The sequence below is a fragment of the Psychrobacter sp. JCM 18903 genome, from assembly GCF_000586475.1.
Lineage (GTDB): Bacteria > Pseudomonadota > Gammaproteobacteria > Pseudomonadales > Moraxellaceae > Psychrobacter.
Genome location: NZ_BAWJ01000008.1, coordinates 38,018 through 59,573, shown reverse-complemented (window position 1 = coordinate 59,573; position 21,556 = coordinate 38,018). Strand labels below are relative to the sequence as shown.

Sequence of the window (21,556 nt, the reverse complement as noted above, 5' to 3'; positions counted from 1 at the left end):
GCTTATCTTATCTACTATATCACCATAATAAGTCTTATAGCGTTAGTAGATTTATAAATTTATCATAATAATCACATTCAATTTCAAATGATTTTTCAACGATCGCTGTCATCTTTAATCGACGGTGATACTTTGCGCGTCATCTATAGGCGCTGCCGAGTAAAGCTGCTATTATTCCCAATCTTATATGAGCATACAAGGGACCATTGAGCCATGCCACACAATACATCTTACTCGTTACCAAAAGACAGCAAAGCATGGCAACAAGCCGTTGACTCTATTGCGTCACTGTTACCAGATAACACGAACTTACAAGATTTTGATGCGCTACAGTCCCTGCCAGTTTTTGCTCTTATTGTTGTGCTACCGACCAAAGTATCGACGCTTGATATCCACCAGTATGTGCAATCATGGGTCGATGAACAGCCAAGCTGGCATTTGGTCACCGTCGCTGAAGATACTGATGCCAGTTTTGTCAATATTACCGTTTCTGATACAGAGCCAACGGCAGCAAACGCACAACGCTTGCCTTTTACTCAAGCACAAGTGTTCCGCTATTTGTTGGTTCCAGTCACTGATACGCTCATGCATCCTGGCAAAAAGACCGCAGCAGCTCACATCATTGATGATCAGCTGACCACGCGCTTGCGTCATGACTTGACCGAAGCTTATAACGATAGTCATCAAGCGAGCAGTACTGAACGCTTGGATATTGTCGATTGCCATATTTTATCAGTCGGTCATATGCTACGTACCCACAAGCTTGCCTGCTTTGATATGGATTCCACCTTAATCGAGCAAGAAGTCATCGTTGAGTTGGCAAAAACAGCGGGCATCGGCGAAGAAGTCGAAGCCATTACGGAAGCGGCAATGCGCGGTGAGATGGATTTTGATGAGTCTTTTGCCCAGCGGGTAGCGTTACTAAAAGGCATCTCGACCGATGTATTAGATGATATCTGCAATCGTTTGACGCTATCAATGGGCGCTCGCACTACCATCAGTGCACTAAAGGCTTTGGGCTACCATACCGTACTGGTATCAGGCGGCTTTACCTACTTTGCGCGCTACATCGCTGAGCAATTGGGCATTGACGAAGTTCACGCCAACGCGCTAGATATCGACGAAGGGGAAGTCACTGGTCACGTACAGCTGCCCATCGTCAATGGTGCCAAAAAAGCTGCGATCGTTGAGCATACTGCGGAGCGCTTAGGCATCGAGATGTCACAAGTGGTCTGTATCGGTGACGGTGCCAATGATTTACCGATGATGGCCATTGCAGACCTAGGCGTCGCCTATCACGCCAAGCCTATTGTCCAAGCACGTGCTGATGCTGCCATCAATGTCACAGGGCTAGAAGGCATACTTTATGCCCTTGGTTATCCAGCACTTGCGCCCACGGAGTAACGACTACACTCGCAATACCATAACATGGAGCTAGGTTAGTGTTTTTAACATTAATCTGGCTTTTATGTCTTATTACATTGCGACATTGCGACATTGCGACATTGCGACATTGCGACATTGCGACAGTCAATTTTCGCATCACTGTCCTAGCATACTTAGTGGCATCGCATTAACTTTCACTGTGTTTTTCAATAAAAAAAGGATTGTCCATGACGGCATCACCATCACCGCGGCAAAATGAGCCGTCAGCGCCACAACCACTGGATAAGAGCAGCACTGCTGCATCCTCCGATAGTCCAAAGCAACTATTTGGGGTTTATATTAGAGGAATGGCCATGGGAGCAGCGGATATCGTACCGGGTGTCTCTGGCGGTACCATTGCGCTGATTGCTGGTATTTATGAGCGCTTGATTAACGCCCTGAGTAGCATCGGCCCCAATCTCTGGCAGATATTTCGACAGGAAGGCGGAATCAAAGGTTTGGTTGCGGTGTGGCGACAAGTTGATGCCACTTTTTTGTTGTTTTTGTTATTGGGAATCGCCACCAGTTTTGCTACTTTAGCCGGTATTATCAAACACCTATTAGATAATCAACCGTTATTTATTTGGTCGTTCTTTTTTGGACTGGTTGTCGCAACGGTATTTATATTATTGAGTGAGATTCAGCGTTGGAATATAGGGCGGGCTGCACTATTCGTGACTGGTCTTGTTGCCGCTGTGGTCATTAGCAGCTTACCATTACTCACGACCACACCAAGCTTGCCTTATTTGTTTTTTGCAGGGGCAATCGCTATTTGTGCCATGATCCTGCCCGGTATATCTGGGTCTTTTATTTTATTACTATTAGGTGCTTATGACGCAGTATTAGAAGCCGTGCATAGCCTTAACTTTACGATAATTTTCACGGTCATTGCGGGTATGGCGACGGGATTGTTATTATTTACTCGCGCACTTAAATGGCTATTGTCTCGCTACTATCAGGCAACTTTGGCCTTGCTCACAGGTTTTATCGCAGGCTCGCTTGTGAAAGTATGGCCATGGAAAGTAGATGCTTTAGGCAGCTTAATAGTGACGCGATCAACAACGTGATGCCATGGCAATATCCTACTGGTCCACATTGGCTAACCACTGTAGGACTGATGCTGCTAGGCGCGATTTTAGTCTCACTATTGTCTTGGTGGGGCACTCGTAGCAATCGCGCTTAACCCTACCTTAAACCTGCATCAGTCTCTTTTTAAAACCCAAAAACCCTCCTATACACTCTTAATAATAAGCGCCCATCCTTGCGGCGCTTATGCTTAAACCTTGCCATACAAAACCATCAAAATGTGCTAAAAAACCAAACGTCAACGGTTGTCGCAAAGTCGCCTATCCCCTCTTTAGCTTTGTTCCCCAAACTTTCATAATGACCCTATTGGAATTCACCTTATGAATAGCGAGATGAATGATGTTACTGACTATATTTTCGATTATTGGTATAGAAACGTGGAGCACGGCGGCACTGCTTGGTTATAGCTTGCTGGCAGGCTTGATTTTAGCGCTTGCCTTATCCTCACAGCGCTGGCTGCTCTGGTATCTATTTGGTGGTATGGCATATTGGCTGGCGGTTGAGGCGATTCAAAGCATTGTGGCGGGTCGTCCCATGCTATCAGAGCTGTCAGAATGGCACAGCTATATCATCGCCATGGGCATCAGTTGGTTGCCTTTAGCGTGCTGGGTGCTGTATCGGGCACTACGTTACGAGGATGTCAGTCAATCCGTTCAGCAGCAGCGTCAATTGGAAGCGGCACGCTATATCGAGCACACGCCTGTTTATGATGACGACTACCAACCGCGCTTCCACTGATAGAGTCGCGTCTATATCAACGAGCGACGCTGTTAGGTTGGTTTATTCTCTACTTACGGTACTTTTATTTGCCTTTGATATAACCTGTATTGCATTATCTTTATCCGACTGTATCTCGTCCAGAAATTACGATTAACCTGCCGTCAAATTCGCTCAATCTAGCATAGGTAGTGCGAGCATTCATTTTCGTTGCTATTCTCTTTTCTACTGTCATTTTTATAAATATTAACAACTTATTTTAATCAAGATGACGTCATTGGATGTTACAAGATACTTAACGCTCTCTACGTAACTCCTAAAGAATAGTAACCTCTCTATCGTTTATAATCTAGTTATATATTTGTCGCAAAAATTGTTATAAAGTACGCATTATTTTGCGTCTCATTCTTTAGGAGTTCGATTATGTTTACTGTTCCTGTATTAGATATTAAATCTGATCCGTTAGATGTGCTATTGGCTGTGATTGGCTATCGTTTGTCCATGCTTGCTGATAGTGATAACGAAGATGTGAAAGCACTATTCGCTGATCGCAATGTGACGATTGAGCTTGCCAGCACTGAAGCGGATATCGCCCGTTATTTTGTCTTTGATAATGGTAGCTTCAGCCAATACAGTGGTCATGCTAAAAAAGCAGACCTCACCATCAATTTCAAGGATTCGATGACAGGTGTTAAGCTTTTGACCAAAGGCAATCTTCCTGCCTTTATGACTGCTGTACAAGAAGGTAACCTCAGCATCGAAGGCGATTACAGCCTAATGATGTGGTTCAATAAACTTGCTAAGCATATCGTGCCAGCTGTTCCAGAAGAATGTAAACCTTATATCCAAAAAGCCAAGCCTTATGCTTATAAAGCACAAAAACTTGCAATCATTGGATTGGGGTTGCTAAGCACAAACTTGGCAAATAATGACGTAAATAGATCGACGTAAATAAAGAAAACAGATCACGATTATTTAGCGCTCAGTTACTTTACTCTTTCGCAGTGTTCTGATTTTCTAAAAAGGTTGCGGTATACTATATCGCAGCCTTTTTTATTATCTAAAATTTTATGGCTTTACACACAACTCTTTTAACCACTATTCTCTTAAAAATGATTGTTTTAAAAACTATTATAAAAGGAATTATATGATGGCAGGATTACTTAACATCTCAGAGCCTAATGCCAGTAGCCCCACTGACACGTTCAATAATAAAAATAACAGCCACAGCGGCTTGAACAATGACTTTTTAAACAACTTAGCAATGGATGCCACCACAGCCAGCCAACAAATGACCCGTAAGCATAGCCGCGAAGAAATCGCCAAACTGTTTGATTTGCCTTTAATGGATTTGTTGTTGCAAGCGCAAACGATACATCGGGCGCACTTCACTGCCAATGAAGTACAAATCAGTACTTTGTTGTCGATCAAAACAGGTAACTGCCCCGAAGATTGTGGCTATTGCTCACAATCCGGTCACCACCGCGACACGACTAAATTACAAGCAGAGAAGCGCATAGAAGTCGACAAAGTCATTGCTGCGGCCAAACGTGCCAAAGCCAGTGGCTCGTCACGCTTTTGTATGGGTGCGGCATGGAAACATCCAAGCGCCAAAGACATGCCCTATGTGGTTGAGCTGATCAAAGAAGTGAAGGCCTTAGGGCTTGAGACCTGTATGACCCTTGGTATGCTAGATACCAATCAAGCGACGCAACTGGCGGATGCTGGACTCGATTATTACAATCATAATCTAGATACCTCACGTCGTTATTATGAGCAAGTCGTCAGCACGCGAAGCTATGACGAGCGCTTAGATACCATAGACAACGTGCGCAACTCAGGCATCAATGTTTGTAGTGGCAATATCGTCGGTATGGGCGAAAGCCGTGATGACCGTATTGATTGGGTACATGAGCTGCTAAAAATGCCCAAAGCGCCAGAGTCAATTCCCGTCAACTTGCTTGTGCCCATTAAAGGCACACCAATTGGCGACAAAGTATTGGCAGAAGGTCAACTGTCAGTGATTGAGTGGATTCGTACTATTGCCGTAGCACGTATTTGCTGCCCGACCAGCTACGTGCGTTTGTCTGCTGGCCGCGAAAGCTATCCGACTCTGAGCAAGCCTTGGCCTTTATGCAGGTGCCAACTCATTTTTTTATGGCGATAAACTGCTGACTACTGGCAATGCAAGCCAATCAGGCGATGACAGACTCATGCGTGAGCTTGGTCTAACAAAGCAATTTGCCGCGCCAAGAGCGCCCAAAGTATTGCCTGTAATGGATGCGATGAGCGGTCATCAATCGCAAGTGGTGATGGCAGAGTAGCGTTTTTTATCGCTACCATTATTGGATAATCTGCGCTAAGCTTGCCGACATTATTGATGATAAAATATTAAATCGTAAGAGAGAATGTGATGGCAGATTATTTCAATTGGATTAAAGCGGCGCATATTATATCGATGGTCTGCTGGTTTGCTGCGATATTTTATTTACCACGCTTGTTTGTCTATCATGCGATGAGTGACGACAGCATCAGCCACGAACGCTTTGCTATTATGGAGCGCAAGCTCTATCGCGGTATCATGACGCCATCGATGATAGCCACATGGGTCTTCGGTCTATGGATGTTGGGGCTAGGTTGGGAGGTGTATAAAACCCAAGGCTGGTTACACGTCAAGCTATTATTAGTGGTGCTACTCTCTGGCTATCACGGTGCTTGTGGCTTTTATCGTAAAAAGCTAATGGATAATCCGCATTATAAGACGCATAAATTTTGGCGCTGGTTTAACGAAGTACCAGTGTTTGCATTGGTCATTATCGTCATCTTAGTAGTAGTAAAGCCCTTCTAAAATCCAGTAAATATGCTCATAACTGATTTTTAAATCTGAATACCTCTAAACTCAAAGCGTCCATTACTTATTAAAGTAACGGACGCTTTTTTTAGGACATCATAAATATGACACCTTAAACACTAGGGCGCATGATTTGATAGACATTACTCAAATCATAAACACGGTAACGCGCAGGTTCACGGCGGTTTTCGCCCGCATAGCTGAGGATCAGCGCTTGCTTTGCACGCTCATCAACCCAGCCGACGAACAGTCCACTATGCTCGACGCCATTATAGCCATGATTGATATAATAGAGCCAATCCCCAACTTCAATCTCGCCACTATTGGCATACGGACCTTGACCATAAGTACCTTTATGAATGGTATCGCGTGTCACTCCAGCGCGTTTAAACACGGCATTCAGATAGTCCCAGCAGCCACCTTGAATGATCGCGCGCTCGTTCAGCGCCATCTTGCGGGCGGTGCTAACCACTTCACGTGCGGCCAAACTACTCTGCATCTCCGCACTGCTCAGTAACGGTAAATACTCGCTATCGACATTATCATAATTACCCGATAAAAATGCAGGGAGTACCGCAGGCGCTTGACGTGCTACTTCAGGATAACGATAGGATGTCTGAGTCGCTGGTGGAGTACTGGAAGAATTTGAGCGATAAGTTCCTGCACGTTGAATGGTAGAACGCGTGCTGACTTTCGCGGAGGGCACCGCTGAGTATGATGGTGTATAGCGAGCACTAAAATCAGATTGCACAGATTTTTGGGCGATCAGCGCACTCATACTATCGGCATGGGCCTGACCTACTAGGCCAACGGTAAATAATAAAAGACTGCACGACGCGGTAACCGACGACGACATAGACAATGACACAGGCAAACGCGACATGACCAACTCCTTGTCAATAAAATATAAATGACAACATAAACCATAATAATAGGATGTTCTAATCTTACTTATAAACCATTTAGACATGACGCTGCAAGCATTATTCGGCTCAAATAGCCGATAAAAGGTATAAAAACACAGACTAATGGTTAGATAAGAGGAGCACGTAGAAGAACGATGGAGAGCTGGCGCTAAATAAAAAAGAAATAAAATAAGCAGTTTTAGATTAAATACTGCGTAGATAGAGTACTGAGCAGATAAAATATTATCTGAGATAGAAGATTGCTGAGAGAAAGCCACTTAGGTTTTTTATAGCCCAATCCAGTAAATAATAAGCTAAGAAATAAGCTAATCGTTACTCATCTTGATATTCACATGGCGCTTGCCCAATGCTTGGCCTTGTAAGATAGCTTTGGCAGCGGTTGCCTCTTGGATACTATCAAAGCCGCTAATATGGTATTTGCGTATATCATCACAATCAACAATCTGTAATTGCTCACCAATAAGCATGATTTTATCACCGTCGGTCAACTGAATATGCTGACGCTTACCTTGATTTTCATGCACCAGCTCACCAGCACGCAGCCACAAGATGCCGCTGCTGATGACACCAGCCATGGCTTTTTTCTGTTGTTGGCGTTTTCGATTAAAGATAAAGCTACCGATAATCAGTAGCGCCAATGCCCCTATAGCCAAGCGCTCAGGCAGCAGACTCATAGCCAAAGCAACTGCCACTGCCCCAACCAATAATGCTGAGCCAAACCAAAACATGCCATCATCAGTCGTTTTGGGCTGATCTTTTAGCGTGATTTTGGCACCATCGTCGGTCAGCTTGAGCATGCATGACTACCTGTTACAGAGTAATAAGAGAGTAAAAGTTTAATGAAAATACGATGAGCAAGTAATCATCAATAGGACTACCAACAAGGCTGTTTTTTGCATGGCAATCAGCTCAGCGATGCCTTTTTCGGCAAGAATTAGCATATCGTCGGCTTGAGAGCGGGTAAATGGCTTTTCTTCCGCCGTTCCTTGTAGCTCAATAAATTCGCCTTTTTGGGTCATAACCACATTCAAATCGGTATCACAGCTGGCATCTTCTTCGTAGTTTAGATCTAGATACGCTTTGCCGTCTTTCATACCAACAGAGACCGCAGCGACCAAACCAATCAGTGGGTCTGCCTTGAGTTTTTTGCTTTTTTGGATACTTTCTAATGCATCGATAAGCGCAATAGCAGCCCCCGTCACACTAGCAGTACGAGTACCGCCATCAGCTTGCAAAACGTCACAATCAAGATAAATGGTATTTTCACCCAGCTTACTCAAGTCAATCATCGCTCGTAAGCTACGACCAATCAAACGCTGGATTTCTTGGGTACGACCTGATTGTTTACCACGTGCCGCTTCACGTTGGTTACGAGTATTCGTCGCGCGTGGCAACATACCATATTCAGCAGTGATCCAACCTTTGCCTTTACCTTTAAGCCAACGCGGTACGCCAGATTCAACACTAGCGGTACACAATACTTTGGTATCACCAAAGCTGACTAACACTGACCCTTCGGCATGCTTAGTATAATGGCGCTCAAAGCTGATCGAGCGAAGTTGGTCAAGCTCACGATTGTCAATACGCATAAAAATCCCTAGTACAATGTTTTAAAGGCGGTGTCATAAAATGAGGTGTCTATCATTATGTGGCTAACCATCATTTATCTGGCAAACTATTAATAAGCTAAAATAAATAATGATTGGAAGCCATAGCAGACGTAAATATTGAGATATCCTAACGTGGCAGCGGCGCAATAGCAAGATTCGTTCGAGCTATTGCGCCGCTACTTGAGCCAGTCATTGGCTTAACAAAAAAATAGCACCAACTTTATTCTAACCCTTCCATCTTACGCAATTCTTTACGCAGGATTTTACCCACGTTTGATTTTGGTAATTCATCGACGAACTGTATGTGACGCGGACGCTTGTAACCAGTCAGTTGCTTTTTACCAAAATCAAGCAACTCTTGCTCAGTCACATCGCCTTTTTTGACCACAAACAACTTTGGCTCTTCACCGCGGTCATCGTTTGGAATACCGATAGCGCCGCATTCTACCACAGCTGGATGCTCGCTCATGGCTTCTTCAATTTCGTTAGGATAAACGTTAAAACCAGAGACCAAAATCATGTCTTTTTTGCGATCAACGATTTTGATAAAGCCTTTTTCGTCCATGATACCGATATCGCCAGTTTTCAGAAAGCCATTGGCAGTAAACGTTTCAGCTGTTTCCTCTGGACGATTTTGATAACCTATCATCACCTGCGGCCCTTTGACACAAATCTCGCCGCGATCACCCAATGCGACTTCATTTTCATCATCATCGATTAGTATTATATCGGTGCTAGAGGCAGGGATACCAATTTTACCCGTGAATTCAGCAATGGTCATCGGGTTAAAAGCAGCCACTGGTGAAGTTTCTGACAAACCATAACCTTCCACAATAGGCAGACCAGTGATTTTATGCCACTCTTTTGCCACGCTTGGCAAGACAGACATACCGCCACCGATAGACGCTTTTAGGTTAGAGAAATCTAAGTCTGCAAAGCCGTCTTTGTGTACTAGACCGTTGAACAAAGTATTCACCGCAGGGATAAAGGCGGGTTTGTATTTGGCCATCTCTTTAATCAGACCATCCAAATCACGAGGGTTTGGGATAAGCAAGCCTGCATAACCTCGGTACATACCATACATGCCGCAGACCATAAATGAGAATACATGATATAGCGGTAGTGCCGTCAGGATGACATCATTGGCATCAACATCATCATCAAATGCACTATCCATAAGCGCACTAATCTGTAGCATATTGGCAACTAAGTTACCGTGGGACAGCATTGCACCTTTGGCAACCCCTGTCGTACCGCCCGTATATTGCAATAATGCCACGTCGCTTAAATTCAAATCAGGGCGCTTATATTTGCTGGCTGATACTGCATTTAAAGCGTGCTTAAAACTCACGCTGGTTGGCAGGCTATAAGCAGGAATCATTTTTTTGACATGGCGCGCAACGAGGTTAACGACGGCTCCTTTCACTGTTCCTAGCATATCGCCAATCTTACAAACGATGACATGCTCAACCTGACCTTTGTCTTCTGCCTCTTGATAGGTGTTCGCAAAGTTCTCTACGATGAATAGGGCTTTGGTGCCACTATCATGCAGCTGATGCGATAACTCTCGGCTGGTATATAAAGGGTTGACGTTGACCAACACCATACCTGCACGGATGATCCCCAAAGCAACCACTGGATATTGCAGGAGGTTGGGCATCATCACCCCAACTTTATCACCTATTACCAATCCTAATGATTGTAAGTAACTGGCAATTTGGCGACTGTATAAATCCAATTCCTTAAAGCTAATCGATGCACCCATACAAATATAAGCCGTTTTTTTCCCATAACGGCTAAAGTTACGCTCAAACACATCAAGTAAAGAGGTATTGTCATCAGGCATATCGATAGTCGCATCAATGCCATAACGCTCATAAGTTTTCAACCATGGGCTGTCACTATCTATCGTCGGCATAGTAGGAAATACGCTGTCTTTATTATTCATTGCAGCGTTATCGTTTGTGGTCTCTTTATTGATACTGTCGGTCATAATTTTCCCTAAATGTTACCGTTAAAAACGTAGAATAATCTAATGAAAACACCATTATTTTTTGTGATTGATCAATGACAGCAGAAGCTTGTGAATAAAAAACGTGGTAACAAAAAAGGTTTGTCATTCACAAGCTTTGTCAATCAAAGCGCAACGTTAAGTCCTTAATAAATAGCATAATAATTCGGCATTACCGAATTAAAAACCCCTTTATTCCTGATAGTTTTATCAGACATATAGCGCAAAACCAACGTCATCTCATCGATAAATAGACGAATATGTCGGTAAGCACTATAGCAGTTTTGCTAAAAATTCTCTATCTCTACCTAACTGGGTCATAGCGACAAAAAAAGCAATAAATACAAAAAATGATAAGGCAGCATACCAGCAACCTTACCATTTTTGGATCACGACACCCAGTATCACAACCACCACTATCACGACAACTTAGCATCCTGATAGTTTCTTGCAGATTTAGTTTGTAGCGTTAGTTTGTAGCGTTAGTATCGTGGTGACTTATCATGATGACTTTACGAGTGCCTAACAAACAGTAGCAGACACTCATAAAAATACTCTGGCGCTGAAAGCTAGCTGATTAACCGTGGTTCTTTTCTTCCAGCACGCGTAAATCTTTGTGCAAAATCTTACCGACATTTGATTTTGGTAATTCATCGATGAACTCAACATAACGAGGACGCTTATAACCAGTTAAATTCTCTTTGCTATAAGCAAGCACTTCTTCTTTAGTCAAACTGTCATCACTACGCACAACATAAATCTTTGGCACTTCGCCGCTCTTTTCATCTTCGATACCGATGACACCGCACTCTAAAATCTTTGGATGACCTGACATCACATCTTCGACTTCGTTTGGATAGACGTTAAAGCCTGATACCAAAATCATATTCTTTTTACGATCAACGATTTTAAAGTAGCCTTCTTCATCCATCACGCCGATATCACCGTACGGAAATAACCGTCAGACGTCATGACTTCAGCGGTAGCATCATCACGTTTCCAGTAGCCTTTCATAACCTGTGGACCACGAACACAAATCTCGCCGCGCTCACCCAGTGCGACCTCATTGCCTTCTTCATCCAAGATAGCCATGTCTGTCGCTGGCATCGGTAGACCAATATTGCCTGAGAATTCGCCCGTACCTTCTGGGTTTGCTGACGCCACAGGAGACGTCTCTGACAGACCATAGCCTTGTACGATCACATTACCAGTAATTTTTTGCCATTTGTCAGCGGTGTCTTTTAATACTGCCATGCCACCGCCCATCGACATCTCAAGCTTGCTATGATCTAAAGCTTTGAATGGATCACTATTTGCCAACGCATTAAACAGCGTATTAACTGCTGGGAAAAACGCTGGTGGATAATCTTTGTAAGCTTTGATTAAGCTTGCGCCATCACGTGGGTTTGGTACCAGTAACCCAATACAACCACGATATAAACCAAACATGCCGCAAACGGTAAACGAGAAAATATGATATAGCGGCAAGGCAGTCATGATAACTGGCTGCTCATCCATACCTTCAAACTTATCAAAAGCATCGCCAAGATAGGTATCACATTGAATCAGGTTGGCGACTAAATTACCATGCGTGAGCATTGCACCTTTAGCAACACCGGTCGTACCACCGGTATATTGCAAAACGGCAATGTCATCAAGGCAGATATTATCTGGACGTTTGTAATTTTTGGCTGAGAAGCGATTCAGTGCTGTTTTAAAGTTGGTGCTGGTTTTAAGGTTATAGTCAGGTACAAGCTTCTTCACGTGACGCACGACCATATTAACGATAAAGCCTTTCAATGGACTCATCAAATCACCCATTGACGTCACGATGACATGGTCAACCAAGTCCTTACCAATGTCTTCATACGTTTTGGCGAAGTTTTCTAAAATAAATAATGCTTTGGTATCAGAGTCTGTTAGTTGATGCTCAAGCTCTTTTGAGGTGTAAAGCGGGTTAACGTTAACCAAGGTCATGCCAGCACGCAGCACACCCAATACGGCAACCGGTAGCTGCAAAATATTTGGCATCATGACGCCGACTTTATCGCCTTTTTTTAAGCCAAGTGATTGCAAGTAGGCAGCAATTTGTTTGCTATAACGATCTAAATCTTCGTAGGAGAGTTTTGCATCCATACAGACAAACGCTGTCTTGCCAGCGTGCTTCGTAAAATTCTGCTCAAATATATCGATTAAAGAAGTATTAGCGGCTGGCATATCAATGTCGTATTGAATACCAAGCTTTTCGTAAGTTTTGACCCATACTTTATCGTTACGACGAATTAGGTTACTGTGATTTTCCATAATCTTTTCTCTCCTAGTAATAGTACGCTACCGTCAACCCATGCGAATCACAGTGTGATAAAAATATAAAAACTCAGAGCGCAGGCTTGTCATCGTAATGGCAGGCTTGGCTGTGAGACAATCATATGGTGATGAGCAAACAATATAGCGGTAAATAGCCCTCTGTTCATTAACATACACACTTTATACAGACTACTCAATATAAAAGATTGCTACTTGAGTTCGCAAACTGTCTTGACGGTCAATAATGTCATAGTTATCAAAATCTTAGTAGCGATAATCGATAATTTTTCAGCGATTCATTACCGAACATTTATTCATTAATACTCTTTATAGTGTTTTATCGTTAACTATTTTTTACCTTTACTACCAAGGGCAGTAGCAAGCTCTGTTAAGGTCACAAAGCTACGCTGTGTACTCTCTTTATCATTATCTAGCACGTCACGACCTGTCGTCTATTCTGACTTATGCCTTTTTAATTTTGCCAATATCCTTTACGATAGCACTATCCTATTTGCACGCTTGCACCAATTATTTATACCTATTAAAACTGATAAGTGAACCCTATTTTATGTCCGATGTTATTGATAATACCATTACACCCATTATCCCAAATGAACCGATGGATACCCGCTCCGTGGCGGAGTTCACTGAACAAGCTTATCTCAACTATGCCATGTACGTCATCATGGATCGGGCGCTGCCCAATATCGCTGACGGTCTAAAACCTGTCCAGCGCCGTATCGTCTATGCGATGAGCGAGCTTGGGCTAAAATCGACGGCGAAAGCGAAAAAGTCTGCGCGTACCGTCGGTGACGTGCTGGGTAAATATCATCCGCATGGTGATAGCGCCTGTTATGAGGCGATGGTTCTGATGGCACAGCCGTTTAGTTATCGCTATCCGCTGATCACGGGTCAAGGTAACTGGGGTAGCCCCGATGACCCTAAGTCCTTTGCCGCGATGCGCTATACCGAAGCCAAAATGTCTGCTTATGCCAATACTTTGCTTGCAGAACTCGGACAAGGCACGGTCGATTGGCAAGATAACTTCGATGGCACCATGCAAGAGCCAACCACCCTACCTGCCCGCCTGCCAAATATTTTATTAAATGGTACGACTGGTATTGCAGTCGGTATGGCAACCGATATCCCGCCGCATAACCTTAATGAAGTGGTACGCGCCGCTATTCGTTTGCTAAAAAATCCTGAGCTATCGGTTAAGCAATTAACCCAATCGATACCAGCACCTGACTTGCCAACGCCTGCTGAAATCATCACCAGTAAAAAAGATTTGCAGGCCATGTATGAGAGCGGTCGCGGCAGCTATAAAATGCGCGCCACCTTTCATATTGACCCAAAAGAAAAAAATCTCGTCATTATCGATGCGCTTCCTTACCAAGTGTCAGGCAATAAGATTCAAGAGCAAATCGCTAAGCTCATGACGGATAAAAAGCTGCCTTGGATTACTGATATTCACGATGAATCAGACCATGAAAACGCTTGCCGTATCGTCTTAGAGCTAAAATCTACCCGCGTCGATGTGGCTCGCGTCATGAGCCATCTGTTTGCCAGTACTGATCTTGAAAGCAATTACCGCGTCAATATGAATATGATTGGCCTAAATGGTAAGCCACAAGTCAAAAACCTCAAAGAAATCCTTGAAGAATGGCTCGTCTGTCGCCGCTCAGTGGTCACGCGCCGTCTGCAATATCGCCTCGATAAAATCGACAAGCGCTTACACATCCTCGCAGGCTTACTGATTGCTTATCTTAATATTGATGAAGTCATTCGCATCATTCGCGAAGAGGACGATCCAAAATTATCGTTAATGCAAGATTATGACCTCACTGAAATTCAAGCCAATGCTATTTTGGATATTCGTTTGCGTCAGCTAGCAAAGTTAGAGGAAATTGAGCTACGCCGCGAGCAAGATGAGCTGGCTGCTGAACGCGCCATCATTCAAGAGTATTTGGACAATCCATACAGTCTGACCAATCTGATGATTGAAGAACTGACAGCCGATATGAAAGAACATGGCAATGAGCGCGTATCACCATTGGCAGAGCGCGAAGAAGCACAAGCATTAAAAGAATCTGACCTTGTACCGAGCGAACCAATCACTGCCATCCTATCAAAGGCAGGTTGGATTCGTGCTGCCAAAGGTCATGACGTCGATGCCGCTGGCATGAGCTATCGCTCAGGTGACAGCTATCAAGCGCACGTCCGTGGCAAATCCAATGAGAAAATATACGTGCTCGATAGCACAGGACGCAGCTATAGTATTGACGCGCATAGCCTTGCTTCGGCTCGTGGTCAAGGCGATCCTTTGACCAGTGTATTAAAACCACCAGCAGGTGCCAGCTTTGAGCAGCTATTAACCGGTGCTGACAATCAACGCATCATCCTCGCCAGCTCCGCAGGGTATGGTTTTATCAATACCATCAGTAATCTCGATAGTAATCAAAAAGCAGGTAAGAACATCATTAACTTAGCGGCTGATAGTCGTTTGCTCCCTGTTGCGCGTATCGATGCGCCAGTAGGTACGACTGCCAATGCTGACGGTGAAAATACCAATGCAAATGTAGCGCCTGACCATATTGCTGTCGTGACCAATGCTGGATATTTGCTGATATTTGCCCTCGATGATTTACCTGAACAGGCACGCGGTAAAGGCAACAAACTTATTAAACTAAAAGATGGCGAAGAAGTGCTTACCGTTACGCCACTCAGTCAGCAAGACAGCCTTATCATTACCGCTGGCAAACGCCATGTGACGCTAAAACCAAATGACTTGGCTAATTATACGGGTGTGCGTGGCAATCGCGGTGGTCAATTGCCAAGAGGCTTTCAGAATGTGACGAGTGTTGAGGTTGGGTAACGCTTTTGGGATTTAGAAAGTTAAGCTGAAAAATCAGCCCGCGCTAGACTCATCAGCAAGCTTAAAAAGGGTAGTGATTTATGAAAATAGGACGTAATGAGAAGTGTTGGTGCGGTTCAGGAAAGAAATTCAAACATTGTCATCTTGGACGTGAGAATGAGTCTCCTGTGAATAAAGGCGAAGCTATTACTCATAGTCAAAATAACGCTTCTCGAAAGTGTTGTTATGTCTCTTCTGATTTAAAGCATGAGTGCAGTAAAAAAATTATCAATGCTCATACCGTTTCAAAAAGTAGCAGCCTAAAAGAAATTGCAGATGAAAGTGGTCATGTTTTAGGATTAAAAATAAACTTAGCGAATATTATAAAAAATAAAGGAAAGCTAGTTCCAGAAAAAATAGGAATTAATCAAGCTTCTACCTTTAAAGGTTTCTGTTCAAAACATGACAAGTCTCTTTTTTCTTGTATTGAAGATAGAGAGTTTGTTGGAGATGACGAGCAGTGCTTAGCCCTAATGTATCGCTCAGTAGCGAAGGAGCTTTATGCTAAAGAAGGTGGACTTAACAACTCCGAGTTTGCTAAGAATGGTGATAAGGGTAAGCATTTATTAGGTCAACTATCTATTCAAAAATTTGTTGCAGATCAACAGAAAGGGATCAATACTGCTCTCTCAGAATTATTGGAGCTTAAATCTGAACTTGATGATCAGCTCTTAGGAAAATCAGTTGGTAATTTAAGCCATCTTATTATTGATTCAACATCACCTATGCCTGTCGCTGTTTCTTCAGTTGTTGCCCCTATGAATGACTTTGATGGAAACTTAATCCAAGATTTAGGTGACTTAAATATTGTTGCTGATCACTTAGTGTTTAATTCGTTTTCTAGTGACGGTAAAGGGTATGTAATTTTCAGTTGGTCAAAAGACTCTGCCAAAGTGTTAAGTTTTATCAGCTCACTACTAGCTTTGGAAGATAACAAAATTTTTAGTGCGCTAATAAGGTTCTTTTTTGGAGTTGCTGAAAATACATTTATTTCACCTGTATGGTGGGGCAGTTTATCGGACGAACAAAAAGATAAAATTAATAGCCTTATCATGTCGGGGATAAGTCCGTTCGAGCCTAATGATAATAACTTACTGGTTGATGATGGTATTAATTTTTCGGGGTGGGAAATCGGTAATATTAGGAAAATAAATTTTTGAGTAGGGTGCGTTCCGCGCACCGATGAGATTAGCAACATTAAAAAATTCGTACACCGGACGCAGTTTACGACTTTAATTATTAGTGACTATATGAAAGCTTTAGCAATAATTGTATCTTTTTTATTTTTATTCTGCGCAATAGTAGTAATTTTGGTGACTCCAACTTTTGGAGAATTGTATAAAAGTTTTGGTGTTGATATACCAGTCTTCACTAAGGTCGTGTTAAGTACTCATAAATACTGGTTAGGGTTAGCCTTGATCCCAATACCCTTGGTTTATTTGTTGGAACCGTCAAAAAGATGGCAAGCTACCACTCAATATTTTCTCTTAGCTTTGGCTATTCTTCTTATTCCTTTGACCATTATTGCTCTTTATCTACCTATTTTTGAAATGGGTAGCGTCGTTGGTTAAATTGCATTAGTAAATATAAATGATGCCTTTATCATATAGAGTTGACGGCCTGGCGTAGGCTGAACTTCAGGTTTCCATTACATAAATAAAACCCGAAAGGTGCATGGAAGGCACGCTTTAACTTTCGAAAGCCGACACGCTATATACAGCTACGACTACTACCGCATTGACCATATGCTGCTGCGAAAGCTGCATATGTAAGACCAACACCTAAAGCTTGAATAGGTAGAGTGACGATATCTACTGCCATGGCAACTGGTAGTAGAACCGCGCTAAACTTATTAGCGTTACTGCCTGTCTCCCACTTATAATTCAACTGGATATTTAAGGGCTGCTTGAGCTTATAATTGACGTCATTAATGTTTTGTACTGCAGAAGCTACCGTCAGCTCAACGTTTACTGCACGCTGACAAATTAAATTTTTTTGCTCAGTAACAATGGCTGTCTTACATTCAAATCCAAAACTTTCTAACTTTGATTGCTCGTTAATCTTTAGGGCACTAATCGGCTTAGCATATAGCAAGCCAACAGTTGTAGGTACGTTTTTAATTTGATTTGATTCATCATTTTCTACATCTAGAATAAGCTCATTGGAACCAGCTTGAGTTTTTTGTTGAATATTACGATTGGTATATGAAGATTGAGTGTCGATGTATAACGAGCCTAAATCCACTTGAGCGAAAATTCTTTTAAACAGATCAGATTGCGTATTAGCAGAGACTACAGGCTCTACCAAAAAACTATAATTTTTACCAGCTAGAATCATAGCATCTTCGTATCCTTGTATAGGTTTATTAGGATATCCCACTGCAATGACGCTCTCAGATAAAACGTTTTTTGTATGCTCCTTTTTATTATCGTTTTTGGCATAATCTGTAAGACCGATAGTCGCACAACTATTTAATACGATTGATGAACCTAAAAGCGTTACTAGTAATAAAGACAATTTTTTCATATGTATAATCCGTTTAAGTTATTCAAATAGCGAACGCCTCAGATGATAATACACAACATATGTAGAATTACAACACTCAACCTTTACGATCTATAAATATAAGATATTGAAAACAACTAAAAAGCCGCCTATACACACGGTATAGACGGCTTTTTTACGTTAATCAGAATAGAGAACTTATCTAAGGCTTATTGGATTCAGCATCTTTAAAAATCGCTGACAAAAAGCTCTTAATCTGAGCACTTGTCATTAGATAGGGATTATAGTCAGAACCTGCTGAGAAGCTTTTGAGGGCATATTCTTCATCTTCAGCGCTTGATGTTAGATGCTTCACTAAAAACCCATTCCATTGACGCGACTCTATTTCCTCTATATTAACAATATTGGGAAAAATGGTTGAATGCTCGTCAAGTATTTTTTCTAAGGCAATATTGATAGCGGGCCTTGTCCCTTGAAAACTTTGAACGAAATAACCTTCACTAATGACTAAAGCTGAAGCTATATTGTTTTCTTCAAAATACCTTCGCCAATACTCAAGTGCACGAGTCAGCTCGATTCCCGAATCTAGGTCGACATTTTTGGCGATATATATCATGTTGATAAGAATATGCTCGCCATTTATTTTTTTGCTTTCTGGAGTATGGCTTGTCGCTATAGTCATGAGAAACCTTATTTATAAAAACCTGATCTAATTTAAGATAAAGTATAATCAATAAAATTTTTTTTCTTAGTGGTTTTTTGTCATCTAGCATCATTGTATTTCTAGAAATAACCATTGGAATTTTAATGAAATAGGACGCCTATACTTCTCAGAGTACAATTGTACTATAAAAATTGGTACAATGACTGCGATATCATTATTCTAATAGTTAACAAGCCTAATCTATATATTCCTATAGCACGGTCTCAACCCTAACATACGACTAACCCACGCTTACTCATAGCTCAGACGTTGCAAACATCACTTACTCTTACTAAAAAGCCGTCTATACACACGGTATAGACGGCTTTTTTACGCTCATTAAAACGACCAAGGCATCAAATCAATACCGACCCATCTCAACCGTTGTCTCAGCAAGCACACTATCGCCTTGCCAAGCCTGCACATCTACCGTATACAGATGATTTTTACCACCTGAACAAGGTGGTTTATACGCCCCTCCCGCTTCCCCTGCACGGCTACGATATTCCGCGATCATCTCAATCCCGACTGACACTTCATAAGTGTGCCCAAACACACGTGGAATCTCAGCACTCGTAGCACCTTCTGGTAGGGCAAACTCTACAATGCCATGTCCACCATGTTGCATACGTTTATTGCTCACATCGTTATAAACGAAAACCAAGCTCTCCGCGCCCATCGGTATGTTTGAGACCGTCATGCTCGGCGTGGCTGGATTTTTGCCATCATAGTTTAGACACTGCTGCCCTTCAGGTATTTTTTTGCCATTCCAAGCAGCATCGTTAAACTTAACATCCATTGCAAAGGCATTGGCAGATAGTGCCAATGTTGCCAGTGCCGTCAAAGCGGTGACTGATTTTAAGGTAAAAATTTTCATACTAGCTCCTTTAGGTAGCGGATACACTGATAAAAACCGTTCATCATTTTGTTAACTGATATTGATCGTTAATCTTAACCTTATAATAAATAGCCACTATTAAGTTAATTATATCGTTTAGGGTTTTTGTTAACCTTTTGAATAAGCATTAATAAATCGTACAGCCAGCAAAGCGAATACCGCAGCAGTAGCCAAATTTGCATCATCGCAGGTTACTCTATAGGTATTTATCTCTTTGGGTGTGTTGTAGTAGTATCTAAATCATTGGTATTGAAACGACTAAAAAACAATAGGATCATCATGTTTATCGAAGACAAAATCGCCAAAGAAAGTATGACTATCAACACTCCGACACCCAAGATCATCTTTTTTGACATCGATGATACCTTGAGCCGCAATGGCATCATCGCCGAACACAACAAAGCGACCCTTGAGCAGCTTGCAGGTACTGATATTAAGCTGGTGATTTCAACGGGACGCTCCAAAGCCATATTGCCAGCAGATATTTTAGCCTTGCTCGAATCTGATGTCTTAGATGCGATTATTTGTATGAATGGACAGTATAGTTTTGATAAAAAGGGTCGGATTAGCCACTATCCGTTGTCCGCTGAGCAAACGGATACCATCGTGCGTCTGTGCCAGCAGAGCGAGTTGGTTCATAAGTTTGACTCTGCCACCCATATCGCATGGTCAGGTGAAAATGAGCGCTTGCGCGAGTTTAATGCCATCACGCCAAACTCTATCGTTGAACCTGAATATCATAAAGGAAATACCGTCTATCAATGCTCAGTATTTTTTAACAATCAACAAGAGAAAATGCAGGACGTCGATTTTGCCCAGTACGATTTAAAGCTCGTCCATTGGCATCATATCGGCGCAGATATCTTACCGATAGAGGCATCCAAGGCGCGAGGCATTAAAGACGTCTGTCAATACTATAGGTAGATGCCAGTGAGTGTATGGCGTTTGGTGATGGGATGAATGATTTAGAGATGTTTGACTTGGTCGGCTATGCGGTGGCAATGGGCGATGCAAAGCAAGAATTGATTGCGCGTGCAGACTTTGTTACGGGTACGATTGAGGAGCGCGGTATTCAATCGGTGCTTGAGCAGTTTCATATTGCGTCTTAATAATCAGACTTTGCAAATTGCTACTTCTCTAGGACGTATCCTCATTTTTAAAATAAGGACACGTCCTAGATAAATCTAACCACGCTTCGTCATTAAACTATAAACCCAACTACCGATTTTATAAAATCCGACCACAATCAAAATAAGCACCACCGCTGCCAGCACATAGGCCAACCAAACAGGCACATTACTCAGCCAGCCAATCGTAAATGCCAAACCCATGTACGTCTCAACCGGCCAATTAACGATAGGTGTCGGCGAGCCAGCGTTAAACATGATCATAAAGCAATTATGCCAAGCACAGCTGTAATCAGTCCAGCACGTTTACGATTATTCATCTTTTGCCTCTTTTAATTCAAACCATTTAATTAACATTAGATTATTTTTATTTTATCGGTACTCTTTGCATCTTATAAAAACCACGTTGTAAACTCATGACTTAAGGGTAAAGCAGCTCTCATCATAGCATGATTATTTACGCTTATTATCTTACT

At 42.4% G+C, this 21,556-nt stretch carries 18 protein-coding genes and 2 pseudogenes; 11 read left to right on the top strand and 9 right to left on the bottom strand.

Features of this window, described 5'->3' with window-relative positions; all coding sequences use genetic code 11:
* Positions 1–213 precede the first annotated feature (213 nt).
* The 6 genes and pseudogenes from serB (at position 214) to hemJ (ending at position 6,076) form a co-directional block, all read left to right on the top strand.
* Positions 214–1,404 (top strand): phosphoserine phosphatase SerB, encoded by a 1,191-nt coding sequence (gene serB / locus TT12_RS07170; protein ID WP_045453455.1) that lies wholly within the window; start codon positions 214–216, stop codon positions 1,402–1,404.
* A 209-nt stretch (positions 1,405–1,613) separates the two neighbouring features.
* Positions 1,614–2,492: a DUF368 domain-containing protein gene (locus TT12_RS07165; protein ID WP_243443471.1), complete on the top strand. Its 879-nt coding sequence runs from the start codon at positions 1,614–1,616 to the stop codon at positions 2,490–2,492.
* Between the two features lie 355 nt (positions 2,493–2,847).
* Positions 2,848–3,249, top strand: coding sequence for an AciT family ciprofloxacin tolerance protein (gene aciT / locus TT12_RS07160; protein WP_227678891.1), 402 nt, complete (start codon positions 2,848–2,850; stop codon positions 3,247–3,249).
* 402 nt (positions 3,250–3,651) lie between these two features.
* On the top strand, positions 3,652–4,179 hold the full coding sequence (locus TT12_RS07155) for an SCP2 sterol-binding domain-containing protein (RefSeq protein ID WP_207804018.1): 528 nt from the start codon (positions 3,652–3,654) through the stop codon (positions 4,177–4,179).
* A gap of 313 nt (positions 4,180–4,492) precedes the next feature.
* Positions 4,493–5,552, top strand: a pseudogene (bioB, locus tag TT12_RS07150) (biotin synthase BioB).
* Between the two features lie 89 nt (positions 5,553–5,641).
* Positions 5,642–6,076 carry a protoporphyrinogen oxidase HemJ gene (gene hemJ, locus TT12_RS07145; protein WP_045453451.1) on the top strand — a complete coding sequence of 145 codons (435 nt, stop codon included), beginning with the start codon at positions 5,642–5,644 and terminating at the stop codon, positions 6,074–6,076.
* A gap of 115 nt (positions 6,077–6,191) precedes the next feature.
* On the opposite strand, the gene TT12_RS07140 is transcribed toward hemJ, so the two are convergent.
* The 5 genes and pseudogenes from TT12_RS07140 to TT12_RS07120 form a co-directional block, all read right to left on the bottom strand.
* Positions 6,192–6,962 carry a hypothetical protein gene (locus TT12_RS07140; RefSeq protein ID WP_045453448.1) on the bottom strand — a complete coding sequence of 257 codons (771 nt, stop codon included), beginning with the start codon at positions 6,960–6,962 and terminating at the stop codon, positions 6,192–6,194.
* 348 nt (positions 6,963–7,310) lie between these two features.
* Positions 7,311–7,802: a hypothetical protein gene (locus tag TT12_RS07135; RefSeq protein WP_045453444.1), complete on the bottom strand. Its 492-nt coding sequence runs from the start codon at positions 7,800–7,802 to the stop codon at positions 7,311–7,313.
* A gap of 39 nt (positions 7,803–7,841) precedes the next feature.
* Complete coding sequence (gene rph / locus TT12_RS07130) at positions 7,842–8,594, bottom strand: ribonuclease PH (RefSeq protein WP_045453441.1); 753 nt, start codon at positions 8,592–8,594, stop codon at positions 7,842–7,844.
* 241 nt (positions 8,595–8,835) lie between these two features.
* Entirely contained in the window at positions 8,836–10,608 is a 1,773-nt protein-coding gene (locus TT12_RS07125; RefSeq protein ID WP_045453438.1) for an AMP-binding protein, read from the bottom strand.
* 595 nt (positions 10,609–11,203) lie between these two features.
* Positions 11,204–12,930 (bottom strand): annotated as a pseudogene (locus TT12_RS07120) (AMP-binding protein).
* A gap of 571 nt (positions 12,931–13,501) precedes the next feature.
* Here TT12_RS07120 and parC point away from each other — a divergent pair.
* The 3 genes from parC to TT12_RS07105 all read left to right on the top strand — a co-directional run bounded on the left by parC (position 13,502) and on the right by TT12_RS07105 (position 17,418).
* Positions 13,502–15,808, top strand: a complete 2,307-nt coding sequence (gene parC, locus TT12_RS07115; protein WP_045453556.1) for a DNA topoisomerase IV subunit A — start codon at positions 13,502–13,504, stop codon at positions 15,806–15,808.
* 80 nt (positions 15,809–15,888) lie between these two features.
* Positions 15,889–17,007 (top strand): YecA family protein, encoded by a 1,119-nt coding sequence (locus TT12_RS07110; protein ID WP_045453434.1) that lies wholly within the window; start codon positions 15,889–15,891, stop codon positions 17,005–17,007.
* 90 nt (positions 17,008–17,097) lie between these two features.
* Positions 17,098–17,418, top strand: coding sequence for a hypothetical protein (locus TT12_RS07105; RefSeq protein ID WP_045453431.1), 321 nt, complete (start codon positions 17,098–17,100; stop codon positions 17,416–17,418).
* Between the two features lie 139 nt (positions 17,419–17,557).
* Here TT12_RS07105 and TT12_RS07100 read toward each other — a convergent pair whose 3' ends face one another.
* The 3 genes from TT12_RS07100 to TT12_RS07090 form a co-directional block, all read right to left on the bottom strand.
* On the bottom strand, positions 17,558–18,373 hold the full coding sequence (locus tag TT12_RS07100) for a YidX family protein (protein WP_045453427.1): 816 nt from the start codon (positions 18,371–18,373) through the stop codon (positions 17,558–17,560).
* A 181-nt stretch (positions 18,374–18,554) separates the two neighbouring features.
* The gene (locus tag TT12_RS07095) at positions 18,555–19,034 is read right to left on the bottom strand and encodes a BLUF domain-containing protein (RefSeq protein ID WP_045453424.1); all 480 of its coding nucleotides are present in this window, start codon (positions 19,032–19,034) and stop codon (positions 18,555–18,557) included.
* 382 nt (positions 19,035–19,416) lie between these two features.
* On the bottom strand, positions 19,417–19,932 hold the full coding sequence (locus TT12_RS07090; protein ID WP_045453421.1) for a hypothetical protein: 516 nt from the start codon (positions 19,930–19,932) through the stop codon (positions 19,417–19,419).
* A gap of 300 nt (positions 19,933–20,232) precedes the next feature.
* Here TT12_RS07090 and TT12_RS07085 point away from each other — a divergent pair, with 300 nt between their 5' ends.
* Both TT12_RS07085 and TT12_RS18855 read left to right on the top strand, forming a co-directional pair.
* Positions 20,233–20,877, top strand: coding sequence for an HAD hydrolase family protein (locus TT12_RS07085; protein WP_306304333.1), 645 nt, complete (start codon positions 20,233–20,235; stop codon positions 20,875–20,877).
* Positions 20,878–20,891: 14 nt separating this feature from the next.
* Complete coding sequence (locus tag TT12_RS18855; RefSeq protein WP_306304332.1) at positions 20,892–21,062, top strand: HAD family hydrolase; 171 nt, start codon at positions 20,892–20,894, stop codon at positions 21,060–21,062.
* A gap of 75 nt (positions 21,063–21,137) precedes the next feature.
* Here TT12_RS18855 and TT12_RS07080 read toward each other — a convergent pair whose 3' ends face one another.
* Complete coding sequence (locus tag TT12_RS07080; protein ID WP_243443470.1) at positions 21,138–21,344, bottom strand: hypothetical protein; 207 nt, start codon at positions 21,342–21,344, stop codon at positions 21,138–21,140.
* Positions 21,345–21,556 lie beyond the last annotated feature (212 nt).